Source organism: Lentzea sokolovensis, assembly GCF_033949975.1.
In the GTDB taxonomy this organism is placed as follows: domain Bacteria; phylum Actinomycetota; class Actinomycetes; order Mycobacteriales; family Pseudonocardiaceae; genus Lentzea; species Lentzea sokolovensis.
In genome coordinates, this window is sequence record NZ_JAXAVU010000009.1 from 21,074 (window position 1) to 45,459 (window position 24,386).

The following is a 24,386-nucleotide window of genomic DNA, read 5'->3' on the forward strand; positions in this document are numbered from 1 at the left end:
CAACGATCCTGTGGCTTTGAGCTGCTGTGATGCATTTCCATCGCAACGAACTTGTTGCCGCAATCTGGAAACGCAACGTAGCTTTTCGCTCATCAGAAACAACGAGCCGCAGGAGCCAGAGATGCAGACCTTCACCACCCCCGCCCCCATCGCCGCCATCCTCGACATCCCCGCCGGGCGCGTTCAGTTCATCGCCGCCGACCGCGCCGACACCGCCGTCGAGGTCCTGCCGGCCAACGCCGGACAGAGCCGCGACGTGAAGGCCGCCGAGAAGATCAAGGTCGACTTCGCCGACGGCGTTCTGCGCATCACGGCCGAGACGGGCAACAAGATCCTCGGCTCGTCCGGGGCCGTCGAGGTCACCGTCCAGCTGCCCGCCGGTTCGCGGGTCGAGGCCAAGGCGGCCAGCGCCGAGTTCCGCGGCGTCGGCCGGCTCGGCGACATCGCCTTCGAGGCGGCGCAGAGCGACATCAAGATCGACGAGGCCGCGCACGTCCGCCTCGTGACGCAGGCCGGTGACGTCACGGTCGGCCGTCTCAACGGTTCCGCCGAGATCACCACCCAGAAGGGCGACATCAACGTCAGCGTCGCCGCCGGACTCTCGGCCGCACTGGACGCCGGCACCTCGTACGGCCGCGTCACCAACGCGCTGCGCAACGCCGACGCGCCGGACCTCACCATCCGCGCCACCACGTCGTACGGCGACATCACCGCCCGCAGCCTCTGAACCACTAGCGCACTGGGGAGAAAGACCATGAGCACCACCGCCAACTACCAAGCCGCAGAACAACTCCTCCGCCGCCCCGCCGCCCCCGGCGAACTGGTCGTCGGCGACAAGGTCCGTCCACAGTGGATCGAAGACGGCCACCGCTTCTGGTACCAGCTCCGCGACGGCGCCGACCGCCAGTTCGTCGTGGTCGACCCGGCGGCGGGCACCCGCACCCCCGGCTTCGACCCGATGCCGTTCGTCGCGGTGCGGGGCAACCCGCTGGAGGTCTCCTCCCCCGACGGCAAGGTCGCGGTCTCGCGGCGCGGCCACGACCTGTGGGCGCGCTCGGGTGAGCGCGAGTGGGCGCTGACTTCGGACGGCGTTCCGGGCCAGGGCTACGGCTACGGCCCGGACGCCATGAGCTACGGCACGCTGATGCGCAAGTTCGGCCTGCCGCACATGCCACCGGCCCTGGCCTGGTCACCCGACTCGTCCAAGGTGCTCGCCCACCGCACCGACCAGCGTCTGGTTCGGAAGACCCACCTCATCGAATCGCGCCCGGCCGACGGCGGCGCCCCCGTCACCCACACCCAGCACTACGCCTACCCCGGCGACGCGGACATGCCGCTGGCCGAGTTGGTCGTGTTCGACGTGGAATCGGGAACGACGGTCTTCGCCCAGTGCGCACCGCTGCTCATGCCGGAGTTCTCCCCGATCATGGCCGGCTGGGCGTGGTGGTCCGAGGACAGCACGGCGGTCTACTTCCTCTCCCGTACCCGCGACCAGCACACCCTGACCCTGAACCGGATGGACGCCTCGTCGGGCGAGGTCACCGTCGTGGTCAGCGAGACGGGCTCCAACCGCGTCGGCCCCAACCAGCTGATCTACGGCGCGCCCATCGTCCGCGTGCTGGCCGACGAGGTGCTGTGGTTCTCGCAGCGCGACGGCTGGGGCCACCTCTACCGCTACGACCTGCACACCGGCGAGCTGCTGAACCAGGTCACCACCGGCCAGTGGCTGGTCCGCGAGATCCTGCACGTTGACGAGACGAGACGTCTCGTCTCGTTCACGGCCTCCGGGCTGGTCACCGAAGACCCGTATCGGCGCACGGTGTGCCGGGTCGGGTTGGACGGCACCGAGTTCACGGTCGTCACGGACGACTCGCTGGACCACGTCGTCACGGTGTCGCCGAACGGAAACTACTTCGTCGACTCGGCGTCCACTGTGGACACGCCGCCGGTGACGACCGTGCGTTCCTGGACCGGTGAGGTGCTGGTCTCGTTGGAGCAGGCCGACATCAGCCGGTTGCAAGCCACGGGCTGGACGGCCCCGGAACGCTTCCGCGTCAAGGCAGCCGACGGCACCACCGACATCTACGGCGTGCTCTACAAGCCGCGCGACTTCGACCCGACCGCCAGCTACGCGGTGGTGGACAACGTCTACCCAGGCCCGCAGGTCACCCGCGTCGAACCGTGTTTCGACCCCGGCGGCATGGGCCTGGACGCGGAACCGTTGGCAGCACTCGGTTTCGTGGTGATCGCCCTGGACGGGCGCGGCACGCCGGGCCGTTCGAAGGCCTTCCACGACGTCTCGTACGGCAACCTGGCCGCCGCGGGCAGCCTGGAGGACCACGTGGCGGCACTGCACCAGCTGGCCGAGTCGCGGCCGTGGATGGATCTGGGGCGAGTCGGCGTGATGGGCCACTCCGGCGGCGGATTCGCTGCGGGACGGGCGATGCTCGCCTACCCGGAGACCTACCGCGCCGGCGTCGCGCTGTCGGGTTCGCACGACGCCCGGTACATCGGACTGGGCTGGACCGAGACCGTCGACGGCCCGGACAACCCCGAGGCTTGGCTCCGCGCCTCGAACGTCGAGATCGCGGACCAGCTCGAAGGCAAGCTGCTGCTGATCCACGGCGAGCTCGACGACACCGTCCACCCGGACCACTCGCTCCGGATGGCGGACGCGCTCATCGCCGCGGGCAAGGAGTTCGAGCTGGTGATCGTGCCCGGGGCCGAGCACCTGTTCATCGACCGGATGGCTTACGTGCGCACGAAGTCCTGGGACTTCCTGGTGCGTTCGCTGATGGGGGTCGAGCCGCCGGCCTACCGTCCGGCGCCGATCGTCATCGACCCGGAGGTGCTGGGCGAGATGGTCTAGCGACCGGTCTTGACCTCGGTGAGGAACGCCGACCACGCCTTGTCCGACACGGGCAGGTGAGTGGTCGGCGCCTTGCTGTCCCGGATACCGACACCACGTCCGACCTCGACACAGTCATTCACAGGGCTGTAGCTGCTCTTGCGCCACGTCGACATGCCGAGGACCTCCTCAAGCCAGAATGCTGGTGATCAGCCCCTTCGATTCTTCCGCATCCAACGCCTGGTGGTCGAGCAGCTTGATCACCTCGGTGTACGTGGTGAGGGATGCCTTGTCCTCGACGAAAAGACTGGTGTTCTCGGTTTCGGTGAAGACGACTGGCTCGTACTTCTCGTAGCTCAGGTGGTAGAAGGAGCCCGACAGACCTGCGTGCGCTCCGAACTCGACCGGCACGACCCGGACGGTGATGTAGTTCCTGTTGTTCATCGCCAGAACGTGAAGCAGCTGGTCTTGCATCAGCCCGGGACTTCCCACCGGCAGTCGCAGTGCCTGTTCGTGGATGTAGAAGACGAACTGCCTGCTGTGGTGGAAGATCGCTTGCCGCGCTGTCTTCGCGGCAAGGACCTCGGGGATGTTGATGGTCTTCGCACGGGCGGAGCGCTCGATGAGAGCGGTGACGTACCCCGGAACCTGAAGGGGGCCGGGAATCAGGTTCATCGACCACATGGTGATCTTGTTGGCGAGGCGCTCCTGGTCGATCAGGGAGCGCACCTGGTCCGGGATCCCGTCCTCGGGGAAGACGAGGAAGCCCTTCTCCCGCGACTCCCTGAACAGCGCGAGCAGGTAGCGAGCGTCCTCCGCGGGAACCCGGCAGAGGCCGAGGAGCATCGCGAGCTCGACCTCTGTGACCCCGCCCTTGCCCCTGACCAGGTCGGAGACCTTGGCCTCTTCCCAGTCGAGCAGCTCGGCGATCTGCCGCTGCGTCATCCCGGTGGACTGGATGGCGTCACGGACGCCATCACCGAACGAGCGACCGACCACGCTCGAAAATCGTTTCGGCATGGTCGGAAGCTAGAACCCCAGAACCCCGCTCCTCCATCGTTCGGATGCGACTCGCCACGAAGGAAGTACTTCTTGGAGCGGTTCTAAATCCGCTTCGAGATCAGCGGGTACTCGACCACCAGGCCGTTGGGGTCGACCTTGATGTTCTGCTCGAACCCGCCGCTCTTGAACCGCACCACCGAGACGTCGTCCGCGACGGACACCGTCTTGTAGGTCTGGGTCACGACCTTCACAGTCAGATCAGGCAGCGACACCCGCACGACGGGCAGCGCGTGCTCGCCCGGCTCGCGGTGCAGACCGAGGCGCCGGATCGGGATGGCGTTGAACAGCACGGCGAACTGGACGTCGACGTCCAGCGCGTCGTTGAACGTCTCGCGCTTGCTGCCCTGGCCGTGGTCGACCAGCCAGGCGCCGTCCTCGGTGCGCGAAAGGGAGCACTGGCGCTCCTCTAGGACCGTGGCGGTGCGCAGCAGCAGGCGGTTCACCTGGCCGCTCTCGCCCACGGACACCTCGAAGGAGGCGTTGAACTGCTCGTCGGGGCCTGCGGCGACCAGACGACCCGACGCGCGCAGGCGCTGGTCGCTCGAGAGGAGCAGGCGTACCTGCTCCAGCCGCGGCTCGTGGATGCCCTGCCAGGTGATCATCTCGGGCCTGCGGGCAGAAGGAGAGCGGGTCTCTCCGGTAGAGGTGACCCGCCCCGCGTCAGTGGCGTTGAAGGAGTTCACTCATCCACCTGGAAGGATGTCCTTGATCTTCTCGGCTACCGAGTCGACCTGCTCTTCGTGACCGAACTTGCCTGCGACGAAGCCTGCCGCGGCATCGATGCCCTGGTCGACCTTCTCGTGGTTCTGCTCGGCCAGGTCCAGGGCCTTGTTCTTGATCTCGTCGAAGTTCATGTGATGCTCCTTCGTCCCTGACGCAGGGTACCCGAGTAGGGCCCGCGTGTTGATAGTCGGCGATCACGCTAACTCCGCCTGGACAAGTCGGCTGGGTGACAACGAAGATGTCGCTACCGCCGCCTGGTCGGCCGCCGTCGCGGTCAGAACCAGGAGGAAGTTGCATGACACGGCTCCTGCGTGGAGTTATGTCCGCAGTACTGCTGTTGCCGCTCGTCGCGGTCCCCTCGGCCAACGCCACGGCCGACGTTCAGGGGAAAGCGAAGTTCACGGTGACGACCACGGCCACGAACGTCGCGGCCCGCAGTGACCGGCGTCCGGTCGCCGGTGGGGTCTACGACAAGAAGGCCGGCAAGACGTTCATCTCGTGGGCGGGCCAGTACGAGGACAGCTACGTTCAGGCGTACGACCACCGCAAGTCCACGTGGTCCACGCCCAACCGGGTCGCGGACGGCGACTCGGACGCGCACAACTACCCGACCATGGTTCAGGCCAGGGACGGGCACCTGCTCATCTTCCGCGGCATGCACAACATCGAGTTGCGCATGTCCCGTTCGCCCCAGCCCAACTCGGTCGACGGTGTCTGGGAAGAGACGCTGATCTCGAAGAACGCGGCCACGTACCCGATGCCGTTCGTCACGCGCGACGGCACGATCTACGTCTTCTACCGCGAGACGACCCGCGATCTCGACGGCACGACGCCCACGGACACACGGCCGATGCTCTACGTGGTGTCCAAGGACAACGGCAAGACGTGGAAGACCTCCACGGAACTGACCGGGGACCGGTTCGCGATCGGCTCGACCGCCCGCGCGGACAACATGAACGAGATCTACATCGGTCAGCTCCGCCAGGAGGACAACGGCCGCGTGCGGATCGTCTACACGCTCGCGGGCGGTGGCCCCGAGGGCAACAAGCACGACCGCTACCACCGCAACATCTACTACACGTGGTTCGACCCGCAGAACCGGCACTTCTACTCGGCGTCCGGCAAGGACCTGGGCACCCAGATCGACGACGCCGACCAGGAGAAGCACCTGAAGGTCGCGGAGACCCCGCTGACCCTGCCGAACAACGTGAAGTCGCCCGACTACATCCAGCAGGTGGGCACGACCCTGGGGCAGCCGTTCCTGTTGTGGTTCATGGGCGACGAGGCCGGCGGCCCGCTGCGCAACTACCTGTCCACCTGGAACGGTCGCAGCTGGGAGACGAAGGAAGTGGCTCGGGGACTGCGCACCCGTGAGGTCGAGAAGGTCGACCTGTTCACGTGGCGCGTGTACGCGACCGAGGACGGCAAGCCGAACGTGAACACCTACCTGGTGCGGCTCGGTCGTTTCTGGTCACCGGAGATCGTCATCCCGACGGCCAAGCCGGTGCAGCGCGTCGAGATCGTGGAGAACTTCCGCGATCCCGCCCGCGCGATCTTCTCGGGGGCGTCGTCCAACCGGGACGTCGCGATCGCCGACGGCGACATCTACGTGGCTGGCATCAGCCGCCGGTAATCCCTTGGGAAATGGCAAACGCCCCCTGCTCCGGCGCGGAACCAGGGGGCGTTCGTCTAGGGGGCTGGCTGCCTCAGATCAGGCGCCGGCCTTCTTGCGACGGACCACGAACAGCGCACCGACACCGGCGCCGACGAGGACCAGACCGCCGAGCAGCGGCCACAGGATCGACGCACCGGTCGACGCGAGGTCGTCCTCGCCGCCACCCGGAGCCGGGTTGGCCGGGGTGGTGGAGGTGGCCGGAGTCGTGGTCTCGGGCGACGTGGTGGTCGTCGTGGTGGCAGGCGTCGTGGTCGTGGTGGTCGGCACAACGCCGGCCTTCCAGTCGGCCTTGGCCTCCTTCTCGACCTTGACCTGCTGCGGCTGCGCGACGACGAGCGACTGGGCGACACCGTCCTTGCCGGCCGAAGCCTTGTCCTTCGCGACGAACAGGCGACCCTCGGACAGCGTGGCCTCGGCGGAGAGCTTGAACGTCGCGTTGCCGTCCTTCGTGCCTTCCGGGACGTTCACGAAGAACTCGGAGACCTTGTCGCCCGTGCCCTGGACGGCGAGCTTGTCGTCCTTCTTCTGCACGGCGAGCGGCTTGCCGTCGGCGTCGACGATGGTGACGCCCTCGGGCAGGTTCGCGGTCAGCTTGACCTCGGAGGCCGTGGTCGTGACCTTGAACGGGCCGATCTTCTGGCCGGGCTTGCCGGACTGGGACTCGGGCTCGATCACCAGGGTCGGCTTCGGCTCGGCCTCCGGCGTGGCCTCAGCGACGAAGCGCTTGTAGAGCTCGACCATCTCGCCGTCGTTCTGCTTGGTGTCGGCGAGCTCGGCACCGTCGGAGAAGTGCCAGATCGCGGCCTGCGTGGCGGCGATGATGTCCTTCTTGTCCAAGTTCTTGATCTTGAACGCGTCCTTGACCTTCTCCACCGACTGGCTCGGGTAGGAGCGCTTCAGGATCCAGAGAACCTTGCCGGAGTTCTCCTTGAACTTGGTGTTCGGGTTCGGGTGCTTGTCCCACGGCACCTCCTTGAGGACGTCGCCGTCCACGAGGGGGGTCGGCAGCTCGACGCAGTACGCGAAGACGTTGGTGCGGTCCTTCTCGTCATCGATGCGGAGCTTGATGATCGAGGTGTCCTGCTTCTGCGGTTCCTCGCCCGCCTTACCGGGCTTGAGGAACACGTTGTGGCCCTGCTCCGAACCACCGCGGTCCGGCGTGATCTTCACCTCGGCGTGAGCGGGAAGGGCCGAGAACGCGAGGGCGGCCGTCGCGCCGAGCAGCGCCGTGCCGATCCTGAACCGGGAAGCCATGGGTCTCCTTGCTCGCTGAAATTAACCCGAACGCGGCGGGAAGTCAGTCATCCGTCGGGACGGTCGGCACGTCGTCATCGACACTGAACCGACAGGAAGCGAGCGGGACGTTAGCCGATGGGGTGACACACGTATGAGTGAGGTAAGGCGACCAGGACATACAGCCAGTGAGCAGCGGAAACACACTCACGGTGTCCACAGTGGATAGGCCTGCGATGCATTCATTCCGTCAGGTGACGTTAAATTCGTTGCCGAACAGTTATCAATAGCGGCGTCCCGCTACGGATGATCACCCAGGTCGGTTCAGAGACCTAGGCCACCATTTCGGTAACTTCTGCCGGACGAATGTCGCCGGGACGCAGCGAAGTGCCGCGCAGGCACATCTCCTTGGGCTCCGGGCGGCGGCCGGTGAGAATCCAGCGGGTCAACCCGGCCAACTGGTAGGCGATCAGCGGCGGAACAGCGTCTCCCACGTGCCGGTACGCGTTCCCGAGAATCGAGACGTCGAAGCGGAACTGGCGCGGAAACCCTTGCAGGAGCGCCATCTCGCGGACCGTGCAGAGGCGGTGCTGGACAGGGTGGGCATAACGCCCGTTGCCGACGTGGCCGCATTCCCGCTTGATGGTGCGGGCAGGTTCGTCCCACCACAACCGGCCGTAGACATCGGGGTGCGAACCCCAGTTCTGCTGTTCGACGATCTTGCGTTGTGCAGGATTCAACAACTCCGCGGTCTCCGGCGAACGGAGCAGATCGGCCCACGATCCGCCGTTCGCGGGAATTGCACGCATTCTTTCGAGACTGCGGTCCTGGGAAAAGGTCGGCGAGACGTGAATGGGGTCTTCCAGGTCGGCCACGCCCGCCGCGACGACGGGCAGCTTGCTGATCGCGCGCCGGACCGTGATGGCGGAGGGGCGGATGATCCGGCCGGCCCACAGGTCGTCCAGCGTGAGCAACGGCAGGCCGGCGTCCACGGCGACCATCAGCGTCCGCTCGCGCAGCTGCGGCAGGCCGAACTTCGACAGCATGTGCGTGCCGCCCCAGACCGAGTACCCGAGCCGGGTGAGCTCCTCGGCGAGGCTGTCGAAGTGGTGGCGCTGCTTGCCCTTGACGAGCTCGCGGGCGTTCTCCATCAGCACGACCTTCGGGCGCAGCTCCTCCGCGTACACCGCGATGCGGCCGACCAGGGAGTTGCGCGGGTCGTCGCGCAGGTGGTTCTGCGAGGTGATGCGGCTGAATCCCGAACACGGCGGGCACGCGAGCAGCACGTCCAGTTCGCCGCGCTTGAGGCCCCAGACCTCGCGCAACGCCGCCGGCGAGACCTTCGCGAGGTCGACCTCCAGCGGGTCGACGCCGATGTTCGCGCGGTAGGTGTCGTTGCAGCGCAACGAGCCCAACTTCGAACTCGGCTTGCCGATCTGCGCGTCGGCGGCGCCCACGACCCGGAAGTCGCGGTGGGCGTGGAAGCCGAAGCTCATGCCGCCCGCACCCGAGAAGATGTCGGCCACCGAGAAGGACACGGCGAGATCGTACGGGCGAGGCGCCGAGGACCTTTCCGTGACATCCCGTACCTTTCCCGCCTATGGAGCTGCCGCGCGCCTGGCAACGGCCTGACCCGTTGCGCGGACTCGACAGGATTTCCTGGACCGAGGTCTACGACGGCCGGGGTGGCGCCGGTCGCGTGCCCCGTCTGCTGCGCTCCCTGATGGACCCCAGCGAGGACGTTCGGCAGAACGCGCTCTCCTCGCTCGCTGACCGGCTGCTGACCGGCGACACGGTGTCCGAGGCCTCGTTCTGCGCCGTGCCGTTCCTGGTGGAGCTGGGGGCGTCCTACAAGGTCGCCGGTGACGTGCGGGACCGGGTGATCTTCCTGCTGGCCGCCATGGCGTTGGCGGGCAAGGGGTTCACCGAGGACGGACGCCGCACGCACCGCAGGTGGAACGCTCTCGGCCGCGAACTGCCCCGCACGGCCCCGGACTGGCTGACGCAGACCCGGCACGCCGTCGCCCAGGGCGCGCCGAAGATCTTCGAGGCGCTCGCGTCCGAACGGGTCGCGTGCCTGGTCGCGCTGGCCTGCGCGGTGCCGGAGAAGCTGCCCGCGTTCGTGCACGGGCTGATCACGGACATGATCGACCTGCCGGGCGAGGAGATGCTCGCGGACGCCGCCGAGATCGGTGTGGCGCTGCTGAAGGACTCGCCCGAGTTACTGGGCGTGGACCAGCCGAAGGTGCTGGGCGAGGGGCTCGTGCGTCCGGTGCACCAGCCGCCCGAGGTCGCCGCCGCCCTGATGGGCTACCAGTTCGCCCTCGTCTCCGCGTACGGGGACGAGGGCGCCTGGTGAACGTTCCTACGCGGTGACGGCCTCTTCGATGGCCTGCTCGACCTGAGCCTCGTCCTCGACCGCGACGGCGGGTTCCAGGGCACCGAGGCCCGTCCCCCACTCCTGGTCCGCCAGCGCGAACGCCGCGACCGTCAGCGCCGCCACGGGCGCGCCCACGGGCATGTTCTCGCGGTGCAGATCAAGATCGAGGCGGCCGCCGATCGGTGACGGGCTCAGCCGCAGCGTCGCGTGCGCGGCCTCCTCGGGGTGCGCGAGCCGGCACGCCCAGCCGGTGAAGATCACTCGGCGTTCGTCGACCTCGGTCGGCTGCACGGCCCGCACGTTGGCGCCCACGGCACCGGCGCGGTGGTTGTCCGCGGCCTGCAGCACGAGCTCCTCGAACTCCATCGAGGAGATGCCCAGGTTCCAGCCGGCGACCAGGGCGACCTGCACCAGCGCGAGCGGCAACGTCGGGACGGCGTCCTCGAAGCACACCATCGCGCCACCGTAGCGGGTGTTGATCTCGGTCGGCAGGAAGCCGTCCTCGGTCGCGATGCCGTCCAGCGTGAACGTGCCGCGGTAGCCGACGGTCTCGCGCAGGTGCTCGCCGACGCGGCGGGCCAGGTTGCGCATCTCGTCGCGGATCCACACAGGCGGGTCGTAGTACGACGCGCAGCCCGCGTAGAGGAACTTGGCCTGGCCCTGGCGGCGCGGCACGACCATCTCGATCGGACGCAGCACCGCGGTGCCGTCCGGGAAGACGATGCCGTGCACGCTGACCGGAATGCCTTCCAGGAACGGCATCACACGGACCTGGTCGCACTTGGGCGCGAGCACGTCGAAGGCTTCCTTGGCCTCCTCGTACGACCGCACGCGGCGCACGAAGTTGGCGCCGCCGTTGATCGCGGGGCCGTCACCGGACCAGACGACGCCGGCGCCGCGGTCCAGGATCTCCGAGGCACCCCAGAGACGTTCGAAGTCGAGGTCGAACACCATCGCGGGCGCGCGGCGGGCGGACAGCTCGTCCCACAGCGCGTCGATGGTGGTCTTGTTCTCCAGCGCGACCCACTCGGGCTCCCGCGCGTTGAGCACGGGACGACCCTGGAACGAGCTGATCTCGTTGTAGGGCGTGCTGATCACGACCGCTTCGCTGCCGGGGTCGAAGTCGCGCAGGATCGCCTTGACCTCGTTGCCCGGCTTCGTGAGCAGCTTGCCGAGACGGCGCTGCTCGACGGCGACCAGGCTGCCCTTGATGCCCAGGGACACCCAGCGGGCGATCACGGAATCATGAAGCGGGGCATGATCGTCGGTATCGAGCACGAGCGTATGGCGAGCGCCGAGCGTATGCAGCTCATGCGCGCGCTTTGCCAGACGCGTGCCGCCGGCCAGAACTACCAGCCGGTCACCGAACAACCTGCCGAGGCGCTCGTTGAGCGCTGAGAGGACATGATTCATCGCCGAAAACTCGCTTAAGAGAAGCGGAGGACGTGACCGGCGATCGCCGGGTGACGCGTAGCGTAGAGCCACCCGGTATGTGTGTCGAAGCACGGTCCGGCAACGGCCGGATGAATCTTGCGACGGGCCCGTCGGCGCGGGCCCGGCAAGGTGTGGATCAGCTGATGATCTCGCTGCTCAGAGCGAACGTGCCGCGTCCCGAAGGACCTGGTCAACGCGGGCGAGGAAGCTGCGCTTGGGGTTGATCGACGGCAACGGCGCCGTGAGCTCTGCGGGACCGGGCGCGGGTGCGGCTCCCACGATCTCGGCCACGTTGCGCAGGAACTCCTGCCGCTTGAACTCGTGCACGGCGTGATCGTGCAGAAGTCCGGCGATGCTCGTGTGCACAGCGCGATGGGGGTAACTCACTCGTGTGTTATCGGCGCAGTCTCCGTCGACCTTTAGGGTCAACTCGTGCGAGTTCTAGTGACCGGTGCCACTGGGTACGTCGGCAGGGCCGTGGTGCGTGAGCTGCGAGTTCATGGTCATGAACCGGTTTCGTCCCGCCAGCGCCTGTCAGAGCCGTTCGAGTTGGCCGACGTGGACGCCGTCATCCACCTGGCCGCGATCGCTCGCGTCCGGGAGTCGTTTCTTGATCCACTCCCGTACTACGAGACGAACGTGGGCGGGACGCTGAATCTGCTCAAAGCCCTGAAGGGCCAACGATTCCTGCTCGCTTCGACTGGCACGGTGTACCGGCCTTCGGACGCCGTCCTGACCGAGGAATCGGTCCGGGAACCCTCCTCTCCGTACGCCGCCTCCAAGGCCGCCGCGGAGGACCTCGTGGCGTGGGCCGCGCAGTCCGGACAGATCGGGGCGACCACTCTCCGTTTGTTCAACGTCGCTGGAGGTGGTGACACGGACACCAGTCGGGTGATCACCCGGGCTGTCGCGTGCGCCGCCGGAACCGTGCCTGGAATGGACGTCTACGGCGACGGTGGGGCCGTGCGCGACTTCGTGCACGTACGCGACGTTGCCGCTGCCTTCGTCGTGGCGTTGGAGGCTTGTTCCGTGGGCACGTCGGCGGTCTACAACGTCGGGGCGACCGCCGCTTCGGTGCGCGACGTGCTGGACGCCGTCTTGGAGGTCACTGGACGGGCCGTGGACGTGACCTGGAAGCCCGCGAACGCCGGTGAGATTCGATCACTGCGGGCCGACTCGTCGCGGCTGCGTGCGCTGGGCTGGGAGCCGCGTTCGTCGGCGTTGGCGGAGATCGTCAGGGACCAGTGGCTCGCTTCGGCACCGGCACCCGGTCCAGGTCCTTCGCGATGACGATCTCGCCGTCGAACTCCGCGGCCGCCTCGGCGTGGAACTCGGCGGGATCCTCGTAGCGCTGGGAGAAGTGCGTGAGGACGAGCTTGCGGACGCGGCAGTCCTGCGCGACGCGGGCGGCCTGCTGGGCGGTGAGGTGGCCGTGGTCGCCGGCGAGCTTGGTGTCGCGGGCGAGGTAGGTCGACTCGATCACGAGCATGTCGGCGTTGTCGGCGAGTTCGAAGACGTTGTCGCAGAGCCTGGTGTCCATGACGAACGCGAACCGCTGGCCTTTGCGGGGTTCGCTGACGTCTTCGAGCCGGATGCCGTCGAGCTCGCCCTGGACTTGGAGGGTGCGCACCCGCGGGCCCTGGATGCCGTGCTCCTTGAGCTTCTCGGGGAGCATCCGGTGGCCGTCCGGTTCGATCAGGCGGTAGCCGACGCTGTCGATGCCGTGGTCGAGGCGGTAGGCCTCCAGCGTGCCGAACTTCCCGTTGGCGATCTCGCCGTCGTCGACCACCGGGACCTCCTTGATGTCCGCGGCGTCGTAGAACGCGCTGGCGTAGCGGAGGCGTTCGAAGAAGTGGGCGCCCGACTGCGGGTAGTGCGCGTGGACGGTGTGCGGGACGCGGTCCAGGGACAGCCTCTGGACGATGCCGGGAACGCCCAGGCAGTGGTCGCCGTGGAAGTGCGTGATGCAGATCCGGGTGATGTCGCTCGCAGCGGCGCCTGAGCGCAGGAGTTGCCTCTGGCTGCCGTCGCCCGGGTCGAAGAGGAAGCCCTCGCCGTCCCACCTGAGCAGATAGCCGTTGTGGTTGCGCTGGCGCGTGGGAACCTGGCTGGCCGTTCCCAGGACGATCAGTTCCCGGACTGTCACACCCTGACGTTAACGTCTGTCCCATGCGGAGCGTGGAAGTGGCGGCGTCGTGGCCTGTCGAGAACGTGGCGGTGGCCGTGGTGGCCCCTGAAGGCGTGATCGGCTCGCTGGGAGATCAACAGCGCGTGTTCCCGCTCGCGTCGGTGACGAAGCTGCTGACCTCGTACGCCGTGCTGGTGGCCGTCGAGGAGGGCGCGGTCGAGTGGGACCAGCCGGCGGGTCCTGAGGGCTCGACCGTGCGGCATCTGATCTCGCACACCGCGGGATATGCGTTCGACAAGGCCGAGGTGCAGGCCGCTCCCGGCACCCGCCGGATCTACTCGAACGCCGGGTTCGACGTGCTGGCTTCTTTTGTGGGTTCGGCGTGCGAGATGCCGTTCGCGACCTATTTGCACGAGGCTGTTTTCGCGCCGTTGGGGATGAATTCCTCGGCTTTGACCGGCTCTGCCGGTGCCGGAGCGGAGTCCTGTGCCGCTGACCTGGCGTTGTTCGCTTCGGAACTGCTGTCGCCGCGGTTGGTGTCCGCCGATCTGGTGCGGGAGGCGACTTCGGTCGTGTTCCCCGGCCTGAACGGTGTGCTGCCCGGTTATGGCATGCAGAAGCCGAACGACTGGGGCCTCGGCTTCGAAATCCGCGATTCGAAGTCGCCGCACTGGACCGGGACTTCTTTTTCCGCGCGGACTTTCGGCCACTTCGGGCAGTCCGGCACGTTCCTGTGGGTCGACCCGGAGATCTCCGCGGCCTGCGTCGCGTTGACGGACCTGCGTTTCGGGCCGTGGGCGGTCGAGGCGTGGACGCCGTTCTCCGACGGCGTCCGCGCGGAACTGGTCAGTCGGCGAGCCTGATCGCGAGCTGACGCAGGATCTCCTGCACGTCGGCTTCCTCGTAGTCGTTCTCGTAGGCCTGCGCGACACCGTGGAAGGCGTAGAGCAGTCCGGCGGTGAACCAGCCGAACTGCGACAGCACCTGGTCCATGGCCTGCTTGAGTGCCTGCTGGCCGGCCTCGTTCAGCTCGCCGTCGACCTTGACCTCGTAGCTGAACACGCCTTCCTGCAACGACTTGAGCGCCATGCGCAGGTAGTCGTTGGATCCGGCGCCGTCGTAGGTGAGCGTCAGGACGCCGAGCGCCCGCTGCATGATCTCCCGCTGCTCCACGCCGCCACTCTGCCTGGTGATCAGGCGTGCGTCACCTTCCGACACCCCAACGGACCCAGGCGGGGTCCTCGGGTTCGAGCCGCTGCTCGAAGGCCTCGGCGATCGCGTCGACGTCCCACGCGGCGTTTTCGAGGACGGGTTCCTTCGGCGACGTCTGCACCATGACGTGCAACTGCCCGTTGGCGAACCGGATGAGCTGCCCGGTGACCTTCGCGGCGCGGTCGCTCAGCAGGTACGTGACCAGCGGCGCGATCGTCTCCGGCGGCCCGCTGGGCTTCGCCCTGGTGTCGGCGGCGGCCATGCGCGTCCAGGCGACCGGGCACACGGCGTTGACTCTGATGCCGCGCTCGTGGAGTTCCGCCGCCGCCCCGGCCGTGATGCTCGCCACCGCCCCTTTGGAGGCGCTGTAGGTGAGGGCCGTCGGCTGCCCGGCCATCGCGACCGAGCCGAGGTTGACGATCGACCCTCCGCGCATGCTCCTGACCGCGGCGTTGGTGCAGTAGAGGGTGCCGAGCACGTTGATCTCGATGAGCTCGCGCATGCTCGCGGGATCGTCCTGGCCGATCTCGGCCTGGTAGCGGATGCCGGCGTTGTTGACGAGCCCGTCGATCCTGCCGAACGCCGCCGTGCAGGTGTCGACCACGGCCTCGGCCTGATCGGGGTCCGAGACGCTGCCGGCGCTGACGACGGCCTTGCCGCCCTGGAGCGTGATGAGGTCGGCGACCTGTTTGGCGAGCGGCTCGTTCACGTCGTTGATCACCACCGCGGCTCCCTCAGCCGCCGCATGAGTGGCGAACGCCCGCCCCAAGCCCTGTCCGGCGCCGGTGATGACCACGGCCTTGCCCGCCAGAATCGCCATGCTTCGAGTGTGGCCATGCGAGGCACCGCGCGCCCGTCACAGCCGCTGCCCGCGCCGAACGGCATGCGTGGAGCGGCGACCGGTCGCAGTTCGTTCAGGCCCGGCATGCCTGCGCGTGCCGGGCCTGTCAGTCGTCAGCCAGGTTTGCGCGCGACCCACCGCGCGACCGAGAAGACCCCGGCGGCACGAGCGGCGTCGAGCACGCGCTTCCCGTCGTGGATCACGGAGTCGTTCTCGCCGGCCGTGTACTCGCCCCAGCCCTGCCCGTCGTCCGGCGGCGTGCTGCCCCAGCACTCGACGTCCGGGTAGAGATCCTCGGCGGCCTCGATGACGAACCCGGAGGCCGACATCATCTCGCGGTACTCGTCCAGCGTGCCGAGCTCCGGAATGGAGATGACCTCCTGCACCGGCCCGATGAACGGCGCGATCTGCTCCTCGGACTGGTACTCACCGAACGGCCGCCGAATCCAGTCGACCCCGACCAGGCAGGCACCAGGCTTGAGGGTGCGGAACGCCGCGGCGAAGAAGGCGGCCTTGTCCGGCAGGTGACACACAGACTCGTAGAAGCTGACCATGTCCAGCGACCCGTCCGGCCACGCGATCAGCGACTTGTAGTCCTCATCGCCCACGGTCAGGAACGCGGCCCGCTCACTCATCCCCTGCTCGGCCGCGTACTCACGAGCCCGCGCGGAGAGCCACTCGTTGTTGGAGATGCCGACGACGTTCGCCCCGGAGATCTCCGCCATGTAGACCGTCGTCCCCCCGACACCGCTGCCGAAGTCCAGCCCGGTCCCGCCAGGACGCAGCCCCGCGGCGTCGATCTGCTTGCGCGCCAACGCCTTCGCCGCGTCCTCTGGCGACAGGCCGGCCCGTTCGGCCTCCAGGTCCCCGTGGTGCCAGAACTGCCCCATGAGCGCGTGGTAGGCGGGTCCAGCGTGGTCGTAGTACTCGCGGACCTGTTGCTCGACAGTGGTGTTCACCAAACCCGGCCTTTCGTGATCAGCCTGTCCGGACATGGATTCGCCGGTGCGAGAAGCCCCGCACCGGCGAATCCCAACGTAGTGTCCGCTCGTCGGCGTTGTCCACGATCACGGTCGGCACCCGGAACGAGCCAGATCGCCGCACCACAGCCAGAAATGCGTCAGGGCCCTGTGGAAAACTTCTCCACAGGGCCCTGAGTCAGTGCGCTCGGCAGGATTCGAACCTGCAACCTTCTGATCCGTAGTCAGATGCTCTATCCGTTGAGCTACGAGCGCGTGTATTCAATTATAACCGATCCCCTAGAGGCTCGGCCTTGCGGAGGCTCCGGGATTTGAACCCGGGATGGGGGGTTACCCCAAACCGCATTAGCAGTGCGGCGCCATAGACCAGACTAGGCGAAGCCTCCCGGGACCATCCTCGGCCACGGGACATAGGTTACACAGGTCGTCATCCGAGTTGCAAAACGCCCCCCTCCTAACCCTGAACCTGCTGGTCAGAGCACGTTCAGAGGGTCGAAGAGGGGCGTTAAACGCCTGGTCACCGCGGACGAAGTGACCTAGATCATTCCGCGGCCAGTTCCAGGAACGGTTGGAGGGACTCGGGATTGCGGAGTGCGCCTCGGCTGACGGCTCGGTCCGGGTCCATGCCGGCGAGGATCTTCTTGACCGGGACCTCGCACTTCTTGCCGTTCAGGGTCCTCGGGATCTCGGCCACCGCGACGAAACGGTTCGGGACGTGGCGGGGTGAGAGGGATGCTCGCAATTCGCGGCGCAGCAACGGTTCCACGTCGGCCAGCGTGACGCCGTCCAGGACGACGAAGCAGAGGAGTTCGCCTTCCGTGACGCCCGAGGTGTCGATGACCAGGGAGTCGACGATGCCGTCGATGGACTCCACGACGCGGTAGAACTCCGAGGTGCCCATGCGGACGCCGCCTCGGTTCAGGGTCGAGTCGGAGCGGCCGTAGATCACCGCCGAGCCTCGTGGGGTGATGCGGATCCAGTCGCCGTGGCGCCAGATTCCCGGATAAGTGTCGAAGTACGCGTCGCGCAGCTTCGAGCCGTCTTCGTCGCCCCAGAAGAAGACCGGCATGGACGGCATCGGCTTGGTGATCACCAGCTCGCCGACCTCGTTTTCCAGGGCGTTGCCGGCCTCGTCGTAGGCGTGGACCGCGGCGCCCAGGGAGCGGCAGGAGAGTTCGCCGAGCCAGACCGGGCGGTCCGGGGAGGCTGCCACGAACGCGGTGCAGACGTCGGTGCCGCCCGAGACCGAGGCGATCTGGACGTCCTTGCCCACGGCGGAAGCGATCCAGCGGAAGCCTTCCGGGGTGAGCGGTGCGCCGGTCGAGCCGACTACGCGCAGGCCCGTCAGGTCGTAGCGGGACGACGGGTCGAGGCCTTCCTTCAGGCACGACTGGACGTACGGGGCCGAGGTGCCGAAGTAGGTGACGCGGTGTTGTTCGGCCAAGTGCCACAACGTGTTCAGCGACGGGAACGCCGGGCTGCCGTCGTACAGGACGATGGTGGTGCCGACCATGAGGGCGCCCACCAGGTAGTTCCACATCATCCAGCCCGTGGTGGTGAACCAGAAGAAGCGGTCGCCGGGGCCGAGGTCGCTGTGCAGGCCGAGCATCTTGAGGTGTTCCAGGACGATGCCGCCGTGGCCCTGGACGATGCCCTTGGGCAGGCCCGTGGTGCCGGACGAGTAGAGCACCCAGAGCGGGTGGTCGAACGGCACCGGCGTGAACTCCAGCGCGGCACCCTCATGCGCAGACACCAGCTCGGAGAACGACAGCGTGTCCGGCAGAGAGGCGCCGTTGTCCAGGTAGTCGATCAGGACCGTGGCGCGCAGGCCGGGCAGTTGCGCGCGGATCTCCTCGACCACCGGGCGGCAGTCGAAGGACCGTCCGTTGTAGACGTAGCCGGAGACCGCGACGAACACCGCGGGCTCGATCTGGGTGAAGCGGTCGGCGACGGCACGGGCGCCGAAGTCCGGGGAGCAGGACGACCACGTGGCGCCGAGCGAGGCGGCCGCCAGGAAGGCGATGAGGGCTTCGGGGGCGTTCGGGACGAGCGCGACCACCCGGTCGCCCGCGGAGACGCCCAGAGAGGCCAATGCGGCCCGGAAAGCGGCCACGCGGGAACGAAGCACCCGGAACGTCAAAGAAGAAGCGACGCCGTCTTCGCGATGGAAGATCACGGCCAGGTCGTCGTCGGCACCGCGGCGCAGCGCGTGCTCGGCGTAGTTCAGCGTCGCGCCGGGGAACCACTCGGCGCCGGGCATCTCCGTGGACCCCAGGACGCGTTCGGGCGCCGTGTGGAACTGGACGTCGAAGTACGAAGCTATGGCGCCCCAGAACCCTTCGAGGTCTGAGACTGACCACTCCCACAGCGACTCGTAGTCGGGGAAGTCGTGTCCGTGGCCGGAGAGCCACGTCCGGAAAGCGGACATCCCGTTGTCCCTCGTGGGGTCCGGGCGCCACAGCAGTTCGACGTCGGTGTCGGTCATGCCCCATGTCTAACTGAGGCACAACCGAACGTCCATGTGTGATTGGCGGACTTGCGGTAGCCCACCGGTGTGGAACTATCCCGCCGCGATCAGTTCGTCGACGGCGCTGGTCAGGCGGGAGGCGTCGGCGGGAGCCAGCACCAGCCAGCCGTCCTGCTTGCGCAGGAGGTAGCGGCCCTCGCGCGTGTCGAGCCACGAGACCGAACGGCCGGTAGGGCGGGGCACGCCGTCGCGGTTGCGGGCGGTCAGGCCCAGTTCGCCGCCCCCGATGCGGGACGTGACGATGCGCATCAGGTTGTGCGCCTCGGGCTCGCGGACGCCGACGCCCCGCAGGACGTCCAGGAACGCTTCCTTGCCCTCCTGCTCACCCGCCTGACCTGCACGGACGTAGTCGTCCCAGCGCACGTTCACGGAACGCCCCACGCCCGGCGCGAGGCCTGGCAACGATGACACCGTGGCCGAGGCCAGCGACGTCGGGTGGAACGGGTACAGGTGCACCTCGCCGTTCACGCGGGCGGCGAAGGAGCCTCCCCAGCCCGCGCAGGCGATGCCGCGAGCCAGTTCGGTGCCCTTGAAGTACGCGATCTCCAGCGCTCGGTCGAACTCGCCGAGGCCGCTGACCAACGCGCGGAGGTCGGGATCCGGACGTTGCACAGTGCCCAACCGACGAGCCAGCAACGTCTGCGAGCTTTCTTCGACGAGACGCTGCCGCGCCGCTCGGGTGGCCCCGAAGTGGGGCGTTCCGAGCGGCACGACGCGGTCCTCGCCGTGCACGGCTTGCCACAGCAGGAAGAACTCCTGCGAGCTCACCGTGAACTGGCGTTCTCTCACTGACCGATCACCGGCGGGGCCGCCTTGCGGTCCAGGCCGAAGACGTTGTCGTCCTCTTCCAGGTAGCTCGCCGTCTTGTGTTCCTTCGAGTCGTTCTGGCCGCCGCCCGCCACGGGGGCACCGGCCATCGGCGCACCGCCCATCGCAAGCGGGTTCTGGAACGCCTTGGTCGTGTTGCCGGGCGTCGCAGAGGCAGCCGCCGCACCACCGACGCCACCACCGCGCGAGCCCTCGCTCACGCCGGCCGAACCACCCGCGGACGCGGCGGCGCCACCAGCGCCACCGCCGCCGGAGCCCTGGTTGCCGGAGTTGGAGCCGAACGGACGGGCCATGCCGCCGCCGAAGCCACCGAACCCACCGGCGCCACCACGACCGCCCGCACCGCCACCGCCGCTTCCGCCGCGCGACGCGTTCGTGGTGCCGCGGCTCTGGTTCTGCGTGCCGGTCGCGACGGGACCACCGGCGCCACCCGCGGTGGTGCCCTCCGCCCCCGTGTGCGAGCGGTTGGTGAGATCCGGGCCGGTCGGCGTCGGGTTGATCGGGTTCACCGGAGGCGTGAACTGCGATGGCACGGTCTGGTCGACCGCGGCCGAGTTGCGCTGGAACGCCGCCATCACGTCCGCCGCGAGGCGGTGCTGGGCGTCGTTGGCCGCGAGGGTCTCGACGGGGCTGGCGCCGACGGTCTCGAAGCCCGCGAACGCACTCGGGTTCTTGGCGATCAGGGCCGAGTTCTGCAGGCTCGTCGCGCTGAAGCCGTCGACCTGGTCGGCCATCACGAACCGGTCCTGCTGGTTCAGGATCGGCGTGGGCAGCTTCGTGTCCGCGGGCACCGGTGCCGCGGGCGCCTGGGGAGGCGGCGGCATCGCGGCACGCGCGGCCTCGACGTTGCTGGTCTCGGTCGTGATCGCGACCGACACCTTCGTCGCGTAGTTCGCGGTGTCGTCGACCCAGTTGGTGACCTCGGTCAGGCCGTCGCGTGCGAGCCGCGCGGACTCGCTGTCCCAGCCGACGGACGAGTCCTCGACGGCCTTGAGCAGGCTCGTCCGGACACCGGCGATGTCCTCGCCGATCTTCTGCCAGTTGGTGGCGGCGGCCTGCGCACCGGCGAGGTTCACGCCCGTGTGCACCATGTTGTAGAGCTGCTCGTGCGTGTACGTCATCCAGTCGACCGGCTCGTGCAGGTCGCTGCGGTCGTACTTGTCATCGTCATCGTGGTGGTTCGACGACTTGTTGTCCTTGTCGCCGTTGCCCTTGTTGTCGTGCGATCCGTGACTCACCAGGACCCCCCGGCGTTCTTCATCGACTTCTCGGCTTCTTCGTCGGCATCGCGGATGGTGTCGCGGTTGCGGCTCAGGGCGTTGCTGATGTCGTCGAGGACCTTGAAGAGGTCCAGCAACGCCTTCGCGGCACCCGAGTCCTCACCGACCGCCAGGTCGGAGAACCGCGCGCTGATCGCCTTCGCGACCGGGTTCTCCCCCAGCTGCAACGGTGTGGCGAGTTGATCGGTCGCGCGCTTCCACAGGTCCATCACCTGGTCCCGGGCCGCATCGACGGCCTTGATCAACGCGTCCGCGGCGTCGACGTCGAGCGTCAGCTTGCCGCTGTCCGCCGCCGCGTCGAGCTTGGCCGCGGCGTTGCTCGCCTCCGCCTTGTCCACCAGCAGACCCTGCTGGAGAACAGGTTTCGCCGCCGCCAGCTGTTCAGCCGTGATCGGCGCGGTGACCGACGTCGTGACGTCGGGTGTCACCGGCGGGGTGTCCGCGCCAGTCGTTCCGGTGGTCCCTGTCCCAGTGCCTTCAGCCATCCGTCATAACCCCCTGCACTGCATATAACTCGTCACCGCAGCACTGGGCGTTACTCACTGCTACACCCAGTCAGCCGTCCGAAGCACTCCTTAGATGTACCCGGACGACGGTTCGGTTCCAATCCGCCGTAAAGACCCTTACCTCATGTGTGCGTCGAACCAGTTCAACGCACGAACCCACGCTTCGTCACTGGAAACGTTGAAACGGACCAGATCGGACGCGGTTTCGGAGCTGATCACAGCATCGCGAAGCTTGCTCACTTCTTCCGAGTCCTCGTCGCTGAAGATTCCAAGCCACGGGCACGTGAGGTCGCCGGCCACGTCCACCAGCGCGGGAAGGCCGTCGGAGAGCGGTTCGAGGATGCCGGGCGCCTGCACCGTGACCGCGGCGCCGATCGTGCGACTGGCGGCGACCACCATGGCGACGGTGCCACCGATGTCGAACCCGACCACACCCATCTGGTCGGCGCTGACGCCCTGCTGGCCCAGCCAGACGAACGCGACGTCGGTGTCCGCGAGCAGCCGGTCACCGGAGAGCTTGCTGACCTGGTCCTTGATGTCGTCGCCGTGCACGCGGTCCTCGTTGTAGAGGTGCGGCGCGATCGCGAGCCAGCCCTCGTCGGCGAGGCTGCTGACGAGCGTGCGCACGCCCGCGGTGATGCCACGCGCCTCGTGCAGCACCACGAGGCCGCCCCGCACGGCGGAGTCGGGTTCGGCGATCGTCACCCGCAGCTCACGGCCGTCGGTGAGGGAAAGCGTCTCGATGCGGGTACTCGTCATCGTCCTACCCTTCCACGACGGGGTGAACTCCAGTCAACGTGACCAATCGGACGGAGCAATGCGAGGATCGGGGACATGACCGTGCGAACCCGCGCTGACCTGGCGTCCCTGCCGTCCTACGTGCCCGGCAAGAGCATCCCCGGCGCCATCAAGCTCGCGAGCAACGAGGTGTCCGCCGGCCCGCTGCCGAGCGTCGTCAAAGCGATCTCCGAGGCGGCCGCCAGCATCAACAGGTACCCCGACTCGGGCGCCGTCGAACTCACGGGGCGGCTGGCCGACAAACTCGGCGTGCCGGCCGACCACCTGGCGATCGGCTGCGGCTCGGTGACCCTGTGCCAGCAGCTCGTCCAGGCCACCTGCGCCGACGGCGAGGAGGTGCTGTTCGCGTGGAGGTCGTTCGAGGCCTACCCGATCGTCACGCACGTGGCGGGCGCACGGCAGATCCGCGTGCCGTTGAACTCGGAGCACACGCACGACCTGGACGCGATGCTCGCGGCGATCACGCCGAACACGCGGATGGTCTTCGTCTGCAACCCGAACAACCCGACGGGCACCGCGCTGCGCACCGAGGAGATCGAGGCGTTCATCGCGAAGGTGCCGCGCGATGTGCTCGTGGTGCTCGACGAGGCCTACAAGGAGTTCGTCGACGACGCGCACGTCCCGGACGGCGTCGAGCTCGCGAAGCAGCAGTGGGCCGCGGGCCACAACAACGTCGCGGTGCTGCGGACGTTCTCCAAGGCGTACGGCCTCGCGGGGCTGCGGATCGGCTACGCGGTCGCGCCGCCGGTCGTCGCCGACGTGCTGCGCAAGGTCTACGTGCCGTTCTCCGTGAACGCGTTGGCACAGGTGGCCGCGATGGCCTCGCTGGACGCCGAGGACGAGCTGATGGTCCGCTGCCGCGCGATCGTGGCCGAACGGGGTCGCGTGCGCGGCGAACTGCTCGCGATGGGCTTCGAGGTGCCGGAGACTCAGGCGAACTTCGTGTGGCTGCCGCTGGGCGAGCGCACGGCCGCGTTCAACGAGCACTGCCTGGCGCACAAGATCGTCGTGCGCGCCTTCGTCGGCGAGGGTGCCCGCGTGACGATCGGCGAGCCGGACGAGAACGACGCCTTCCTGGCCGCCGCCCGCGCGTTCACTTCATGAGCAGCTGAACGATCGCCGCGACTCCCACCACCACGATGACGCCGCGCAACACGGCGGGTGGGAGTTTGCGGCCGATCTTGGCGCCGATCTGGCCGCCGACCACGGACCCGACGGCGAGCAGCAGCACTGCCAGCCACGCCACGTCGGCGATGAAGATGAACATGACGCCCGCGACGAGGTTCACGAACGCGGTCAGCACGTTCTTCAGCGCGTTCATCCGCTGCAGGTGCTCGCTGACGAGCACGCCCATGATCCCCATGACCAGCACGCCCTGCGCGGCACCGAAGTAGCCGCCGTAGATGCCCGCGGCGAAGACGCCGAACCACAGCAACACGCCACCGTCGTTCTCGCTGCGGCGGTGCGAGAGCTTGCGGTTGAGCCAAGGCTGGATGACCACGAGCACCAGCGCGATCACGATCAGCACCGGCACGATCGCGGTGAACGCCTTGGCGGGCAACGTGACCAGCAGAATCGCGCCGATGATGCCACCGAGGATCGACGCGGGCAGCAACCGCTTGACGCGGTCCGCCTGCCCCTTGAGCTCCTCGCGGTAGCCCCACGCGCCGGACAGCGAGCCGGGCACGAGGCCGAGGCTGTTGGACACGTTCGCGACCACAGGCGGATAACCGACGGCGAGCAACACGGGGAACGTCACGAGCGTGCCGCTGCCGACGACGGTGTTGATGCCGCCTGCGAACACACCCGCGATCACCACCGCGACTGCTTCCCAGACCGTCATGTCCACCCCCGTACCCACTGGTTAGCGACGCTAACACTCCACTCGGGACGACAGAGTGTGGCGCTTATGACAACAGGCCCGGCACTCA

General features: G+C 67.8%; 26 protein-coding genes and 2 tRNA genes. 8 read left to right on the forward strand and 20 right to left on the reverse strand.

Going from position 1 to position 24,386, the window contains the following annotated elements; genetic code table 11:
- The first annotated feature begins 121 nt into the window (after window positions 1-121).
- Together SK854_RS17385 and SK854_RS17390 are read left to right on the forward strand one after the other, a co-directional pair.
- Complete coding sequence (locus SK854_RS17385; protein ID WP_319976146.1) at window positions 122-727, forward strand: DUF4097 family beta strand repeat-containing protein; 606 nt, start codon at window positions 122-124, stop codon at window positions 725-727.
- Between the two features lie 27 nt (window positions 728-754).
- Window positions 755-2,869: a S9 family peptidase gene (locus SK854_RS17390; RefSeq protein ID WP_319976147.1), complete on the forward strand. Its 2,115-nt coding sequence runs from the start codon at window positions 755-757 to the stop codon at window positions 2,867-2,869.
- On the opposite strand, the gene SK854_RS17395 is transcribed toward SK854_RS17390, so the two are convergent.
- The 4 genes from SK854_RS17395 to SK854_RS17410 form a co-directional block, all read right to left on the reverse strand.
- Window positions 2,866-3,024: a DUF397 domain-containing protein gene (locus SK854_RS17395; RefSeq protein ID WP_319976148.1), complete on the reverse strand. Its 159-nt coding sequence runs from the start codon at window positions 3,022-3,024 to the stop codon at window positions 2,866-2,868. The two genes, SK854_RS17390 and SK854_RS17395, sit on opposite strands and share 4 nt — an antisense overlap.
- Window positions 3,025-3,037: 13 nt before the next feature.
- Entirely contained in the window at window positions 3,038-3,868 is an 831-nt protein-coding gene (locus tag SK854_RS17400) for a helix-turn-helix transcriptional regulator (protein WP_319976149.1), read from the reverse strand.
- An 83-nt stretch (window positions 3,869-3,951) separates the two neighbouring features.
- The gene (locus tag SK854_RS17405) at window positions 3,952-4,593 is read right to left on the reverse strand and encodes a putative glycolipid-binding domain-containing protein (RefSeq protein WP_319976150.1); all 642 of its coding nucleotides are present in this window, start codon (window positions 4,591-4,593) and stop codon (window positions 3,952-3,954) included.
- The gene (locus tag SK854_RS17410; RefSeq protein ID WP_319976151.1) at window positions 4,594-4,764 is read right to left on the reverse strand and encodes an antitoxin; all 171 of its coding nucleotides are present in this window, start codon (window positions 4,762-4,764) and stop codon (window positions 4,594-4,596) included. It abuts the gene before it with no gap.
- A gap of 188 nt (window positions 4,765-4,952) precedes the next feature.
- On the opposite strand from SK854_RS17410, the gene SK854_RS17415 reads away from it, so the two are divergent.
- Complete coding sequence (locus tag SK854_RS17415; RefSeq protein ID WP_319976152.1) at window positions 4,953-6,266, forward strand: BNR-4 repeat-containing protein; 1,314 nt, start codon at window positions 4,953-4,955, stop codon at window positions 6,264-6,266.
- Between the two features lie 78 nt (window positions 6,267-6,344).
- On the opposite strand, the gene SK854_RS17420 is transcribed toward SK854_RS17415, so the two are convergent.
- Both SK854_RS17420 and SK854_RS17425 read right to left on the reverse strand, forming a co-directional pair.
- On the reverse strand, window positions 6,345-7,562 hold the full coding sequence (locus tag SK854_RS17420; RefSeq protein WP_319976153.1) for a thioester domain-containing protein: 1,218 nt from the start codon (window positions 7,560-7,562) through the stop codon (window positions 6,345-6,347).
- A gap of 311 nt (window positions 7,563-7,873) precedes the next feature.
- Window positions 7,874-9,079 carry a DNA cytosine methyltransferase gene (locus tag SK854_RS17425; RefSeq protein WP_319976154.1) on the reverse strand — a complete coding sequence of 402 codons (1,206 nt, stop codon included), beginning with the start codon at window positions 9,077-9,079 and terminating at the stop codon, window positions 7,874-7,876.
- Window positions 9,080-9,141: 62 nt separating this feature from the next.
- Between SK854_RS17425 and SK854_RS17430 the strand changes: the two genes are divergently transcribed.
- Window positions 9,142-9,900 (forward strand): hypothetical protein, encoded by a 759-nt coding sequence (locus SK854_RS17430; RefSeq protein ID WP_319976155.1) that lies wholly within the window; start codon window positions 9,142-9,144, stop codon window positions 9,898-9,900.
- A gap of 6 nt (window positions 9,901-9,906) precedes the next feature.
- Here the strand turns inward: SK854_RS17430 and SK854_RS17435 are convergent, their stop codons facing one another.
- Window positions 9,907-11,160, reverse strand: a complete 1,254-nt coding sequence (locus SK854_RS17435) for a hypothetical protein (protein ID WP_319976156.1) — start codon at window positions 11,158-11,160, stop codon at window positions 9,907-9,909.
- Between the two features lie 18 nt (window positions 11,161-11,178).
- Here SK854_RS17435 and SK854_RS17440 point away from each other — a divergent pair, with 18 nt between their 5' ends.
- Entirely contained in the window at window positions 11,179-11,319 is a 141-nt protein-coding gene (locus SK854_RS17440; protein ID WP_319976157.1) for a hypothetical protein, read from the forward strand.
- A gap of 192 nt (window positions 11,320-11,511) precedes the next feature.
- Here the strand turns inward: SK854_RS17440 and SK854_RS17445 are convergent, their stop codons facing one another.
- Window positions 11,512-11,721: a hypothetical protein gene (locus SK854_RS17445; RefSeq protein WP_319976158.1), complete on the reverse strand. Its 210-nt coding sequence runs from the start codon at window positions 11,719-11,721 to the stop codon at window positions 11,512-11,514.
- A 66-nt stretch (window positions 11,722-11,787) separates the two neighbouring features.
- Between SK854_RS17445 and SK854_RS17450 the strand changes: the two genes are divergently transcribed.
- Entirely contained in the window at window positions 11,788-12,645 is an 858-nt protein-coding gene (locus SK854_RS17450; protein ID WP_319976159.1) for an NAD-dependent epimerase/dehydratase family protein, read from the forward strand.
- On the opposite strand, the gene SK854_RS17455 is transcribed toward SK854_RS17450, so the two are convergent.
- Window positions 12,590-13,501 carry a ribonuclease Z gene (locus tag SK854_RS17455; protein WP_319976160.1) on the reverse strand — a complete coding sequence of 304 codons (912 nt, stop codon included), beginning with the start codon at window positions 13,499-13,501 and terminating at the stop codon, window positions 12,590-12,592. The genes SK854_RS17450 and SK854_RS17455 overlap by 56 nt on opposite strands.
- Window positions 13,502-13,524: 23 nt before the next feature.
- On the opposite strand from SK854_RS17455, the gene SK854_RS17460 reads away from it, so the two are divergent.
- Window positions 13,525-14,346: a serine hydrolase domain-containing protein gene (locus SK854_RS17460; RefSeq protein WP_319976161.1), complete on the forward strand. Its 822-nt coding sequence runs from the start codon at window positions 13,525-13,527 to the stop codon at window positions 14,344-14,346.
- Here the strand turns inward: SK854_RS17460 and SK854_RS17465 are convergent.
- From SK854_RS17465 to SK854_RS17510, 10 genes are all read right to left on the reverse strand, one after another.
- Window positions 14,330-14,656 carry a hypothetical protein gene (locus SK854_RS17465; protein ID WP_319976162.1) on the reverse strand — a complete coding sequence of 109 codons (327 nt, stop codon included), beginning with the start codon at window positions 14,654-14,656 and terminating at the stop codon, window positions 14,330-14,332. The genes SK854_RS17460 and SK854_RS17465 overlap by 17 nt on opposite strands.
- Window positions 14,657-14,687: 31 nt before the next feature.
- Window positions 14,688-15,515 carry an SDR family NAD(P)-dependent oxidoreductase gene (locus tag SK854_RS17470; protein ID WP_319976163.1) on the reverse strand — a complete coding sequence of 276 codons (828 nt, stop codon included), beginning with the start codon at window positions 15,513-15,515 and terminating at the stop codon, window positions 14,688-14,690.
- Between the two features lie 134 nt (window positions 15,516-15,649).
- Window positions 15,650-16,495, reverse strand: coding sequence for an SAM-dependent methyltransferase (locus SK854_RS17475; RefSeq protein WP_319976164.1), 846 nt, complete (start codon window positions 16,493-16,495; stop codon window positions 15,650-15,652).
- Window positions 16,496-16,698: 203 nt separating this feature from the next.
- Window positions 16,699-16,771, reverse strand: a tRNA-Arg gene (locus SK854_RS17480).
- A gap of 41 nt (window positions 16,772-16,812) precedes the next feature.
- Window positions 16,813-16,902, reverse strand: a tRNA-Ser gene (locus SK854_RS17485).
- A 155-nt stretch (window positions 16,903-17,057) separates the two neighbouring features.
- Window positions 17,058-19,001, reverse strand: a complete 1,944-nt coding sequence (locus SK854_RS17490; protein WP_319976165.1) for an acetoacetate--CoA ligase — start codon at window positions 18,999-19,001, stop codon at window positions 17,058-17,060.
- Window positions 19,002-19,076: 75 nt separating this feature from the next.
- On the reverse strand, window positions 19,077-19,832 hold the full coding sequence (locus SK854_RS17495) for an ESX secretion-associated protein EspG (protein ID WP_319976166.1): 756 nt from the start codon (window positions 19,830-19,832) through the stop codon (window positions 19,077-19,079).
- Window positions 19,829-21,109 carry a PPE domain-containing protein gene (locus SK854_RS17500; RefSeq protein WP_319976167.1) on the reverse strand — a complete coding sequence of 427 codons (1,281 nt, stop codon included), beginning with the start codon at window positions 21,107-21,109 and terminating at the stop codon, window positions 19,829-19,831. Before SK854_RS17500 ends, SK854_RS17495 begins: the two co-directional genes overlap by 4 nt.
- On the reverse strand, window positions 21,106-21,636 hold the full coding sequence (locus tag SK854_RS17505) for a hypothetical protein (protein WP_319976168.1): 531 nt from the start codon (window positions 21,634-21,636) through the stop codon (window positions 21,106-21,108). The genes SK854_RS17500 and SK854_RS17505 overlap by 4 nt, the downstream gene beginning before the upstream one ends.
- 138 nt (window positions 21,637-21,774) lie before the next feature.
- Window positions 21,775-22,416: a dienelactone hydrolase family protein gene (locus tag SK854_RS17510; protein WP_319976169.1), complete on the reverse strand. Its 642-nt coding sequence runs from the start codon at window positions 22,414-22,416 to the stop codon at window positions 21,775-21,777.
- 75 nt (window positions 22,417-22,491) lie between these two features.
- Between SK854_RS17510 and hisC the strand changes: the two genes are divergently transcribed.
- Window positions 22,492-23,559, forward strand: coding sequence for a histidinol-phosphate transaminase (gene hisC / locus SK854_RS17515; RefSeq protein WP_319976170.1), 1,068 nt, complete (start codon window positions 22,492-22,494; stop codon window positions 23,557-23,559).
- Here hisC and SK854_RS17520 read toward each other — a convergent pair.
- Entirely contained in the window at window positions 23,549-24,298 is a 750-nt protein-coding gene (locus SK854_RS17520; RefSeq protein ID WP_319976171.1) for a sulfite exporter TauE/SafE family protein, read from the reverse strand. The genes hisC and SK854_RS17520 overlap by 11 nt on opposite strands.
- Window positions 24,299-24,386: the final 88 nt, after the last annotated feature.

Bases quoted from the DNA above. Each gene is read 5' to 3' on its own strand.
- SK854_RS17390 (WP_319976147.1), top strand. From the start codon at position 755: ATGAGCACCACCGCCAACTACCAAGCCGCAGAACAACTCCTCCGCCGC.
- SK854_RS17385 (WP_319976146.1), top strand. From the start codon at position 122: ATGCAGACCTTCACCACCCCCGCCCCCATCGCCGCCATCCTCGACATC.
- SK854_RS17520 (WP_319976171.1), bottom strand. From the start codon at position 24,298: ATGACGGTCTGGGAAGCAGTCGCGGTGGTGATCGCGGGTGTGTTCGCA.
- SK854_RS17400 (WP_319976149.1), bottom strand. From the start codon at position 3,868: ATGCCGAAACGATTTTCGAGCGTGGTCGGTCGCTCGTTCGGTGATGGC.
- SK854_RS17490 (WP_319976165.1), bottom strand. From the start codon at position 19,001: ATGACCGACACCGACGTCGAACTGCTGTGGCGCCCGGACCCCACGAGG.
- SK854_RS17510 (WP_319976169.1), bottom strand. From the start codon at position 22,416: ATGACGAGTACCCGCATCGAGACGCTTTCCCTCACCGACGGCCGTGAG.
- SK854_RS17460 (WP_319976161.1), top strand. From the start codon at position 13,525: ATGCGGAGCGTGGAAGTGGCGGCGTCGTGGCCTGTCGAGAACGTGGCG.
- SK854_RS17420 (WP_319976153.1), bottom strand. From the start codon at position 7,562: ATGGCTTCCCGGTTCAGGATCGGCACGGCGCTGCTCGGCGCGACGGCC.
- SK854_RS17395 (WP_319976148.1), bottom strand. From the start codon at position 3,024: ATGTCGACGTGGCGCAAGAGCAGCTACAGCCCTGTGAATGACTGTGTC.
- SK854_RS17430 (WP_319976155.1), top strand. From the start codon at position 9,142: ATGGAGCTGCCGCGCGCCTGGCAACGGCCTGACCCGTTGCGCGGACTC.
- SK854_RS17470 (WP_319976163.1), bottom strand. From the start codon at position 15,515: ATGGCGATTCTGGCGGGCAAGGCCGTGGTCATCACCGGCGCCGGACAG.
- SK854_RS17415 (WP_319976152.1), top strand. From the start codon at position 4,953: ATGTCCGCAGTACTGCTGTTGCCGCTCGTCGCGGTCCCCTCGGCCAAC.
- SK854_RS17440 (WP_319976157.1), top strand. From the start codon at position 11,179: ATGATCGTCGGTATCGAGCACGAGCGTATGGCGAGCGCCGAGCGTATG.
- hisC (WP_319976170.1), top strand. From the start codon at position 22,492: ATGACCGTGCGAACCCGCGCTGACCTGGCGTCCCTGCCGTCCTACGTG.
- SK854_RS17505 (WP_319976168.1), bottom strand. From the start codon at position 21,636: ATGGCTGAAGGCACTGGGACAGGGACCACCGGAACGACTGGCGCGGAC.
- SK854_RS17410 (WP_319976151.1), bottom strand. From the start codon at position 4,764: ATGAACTTCGACGAGATCAAGAACAAGGCCCTGGACCTGGCCGAGCAG.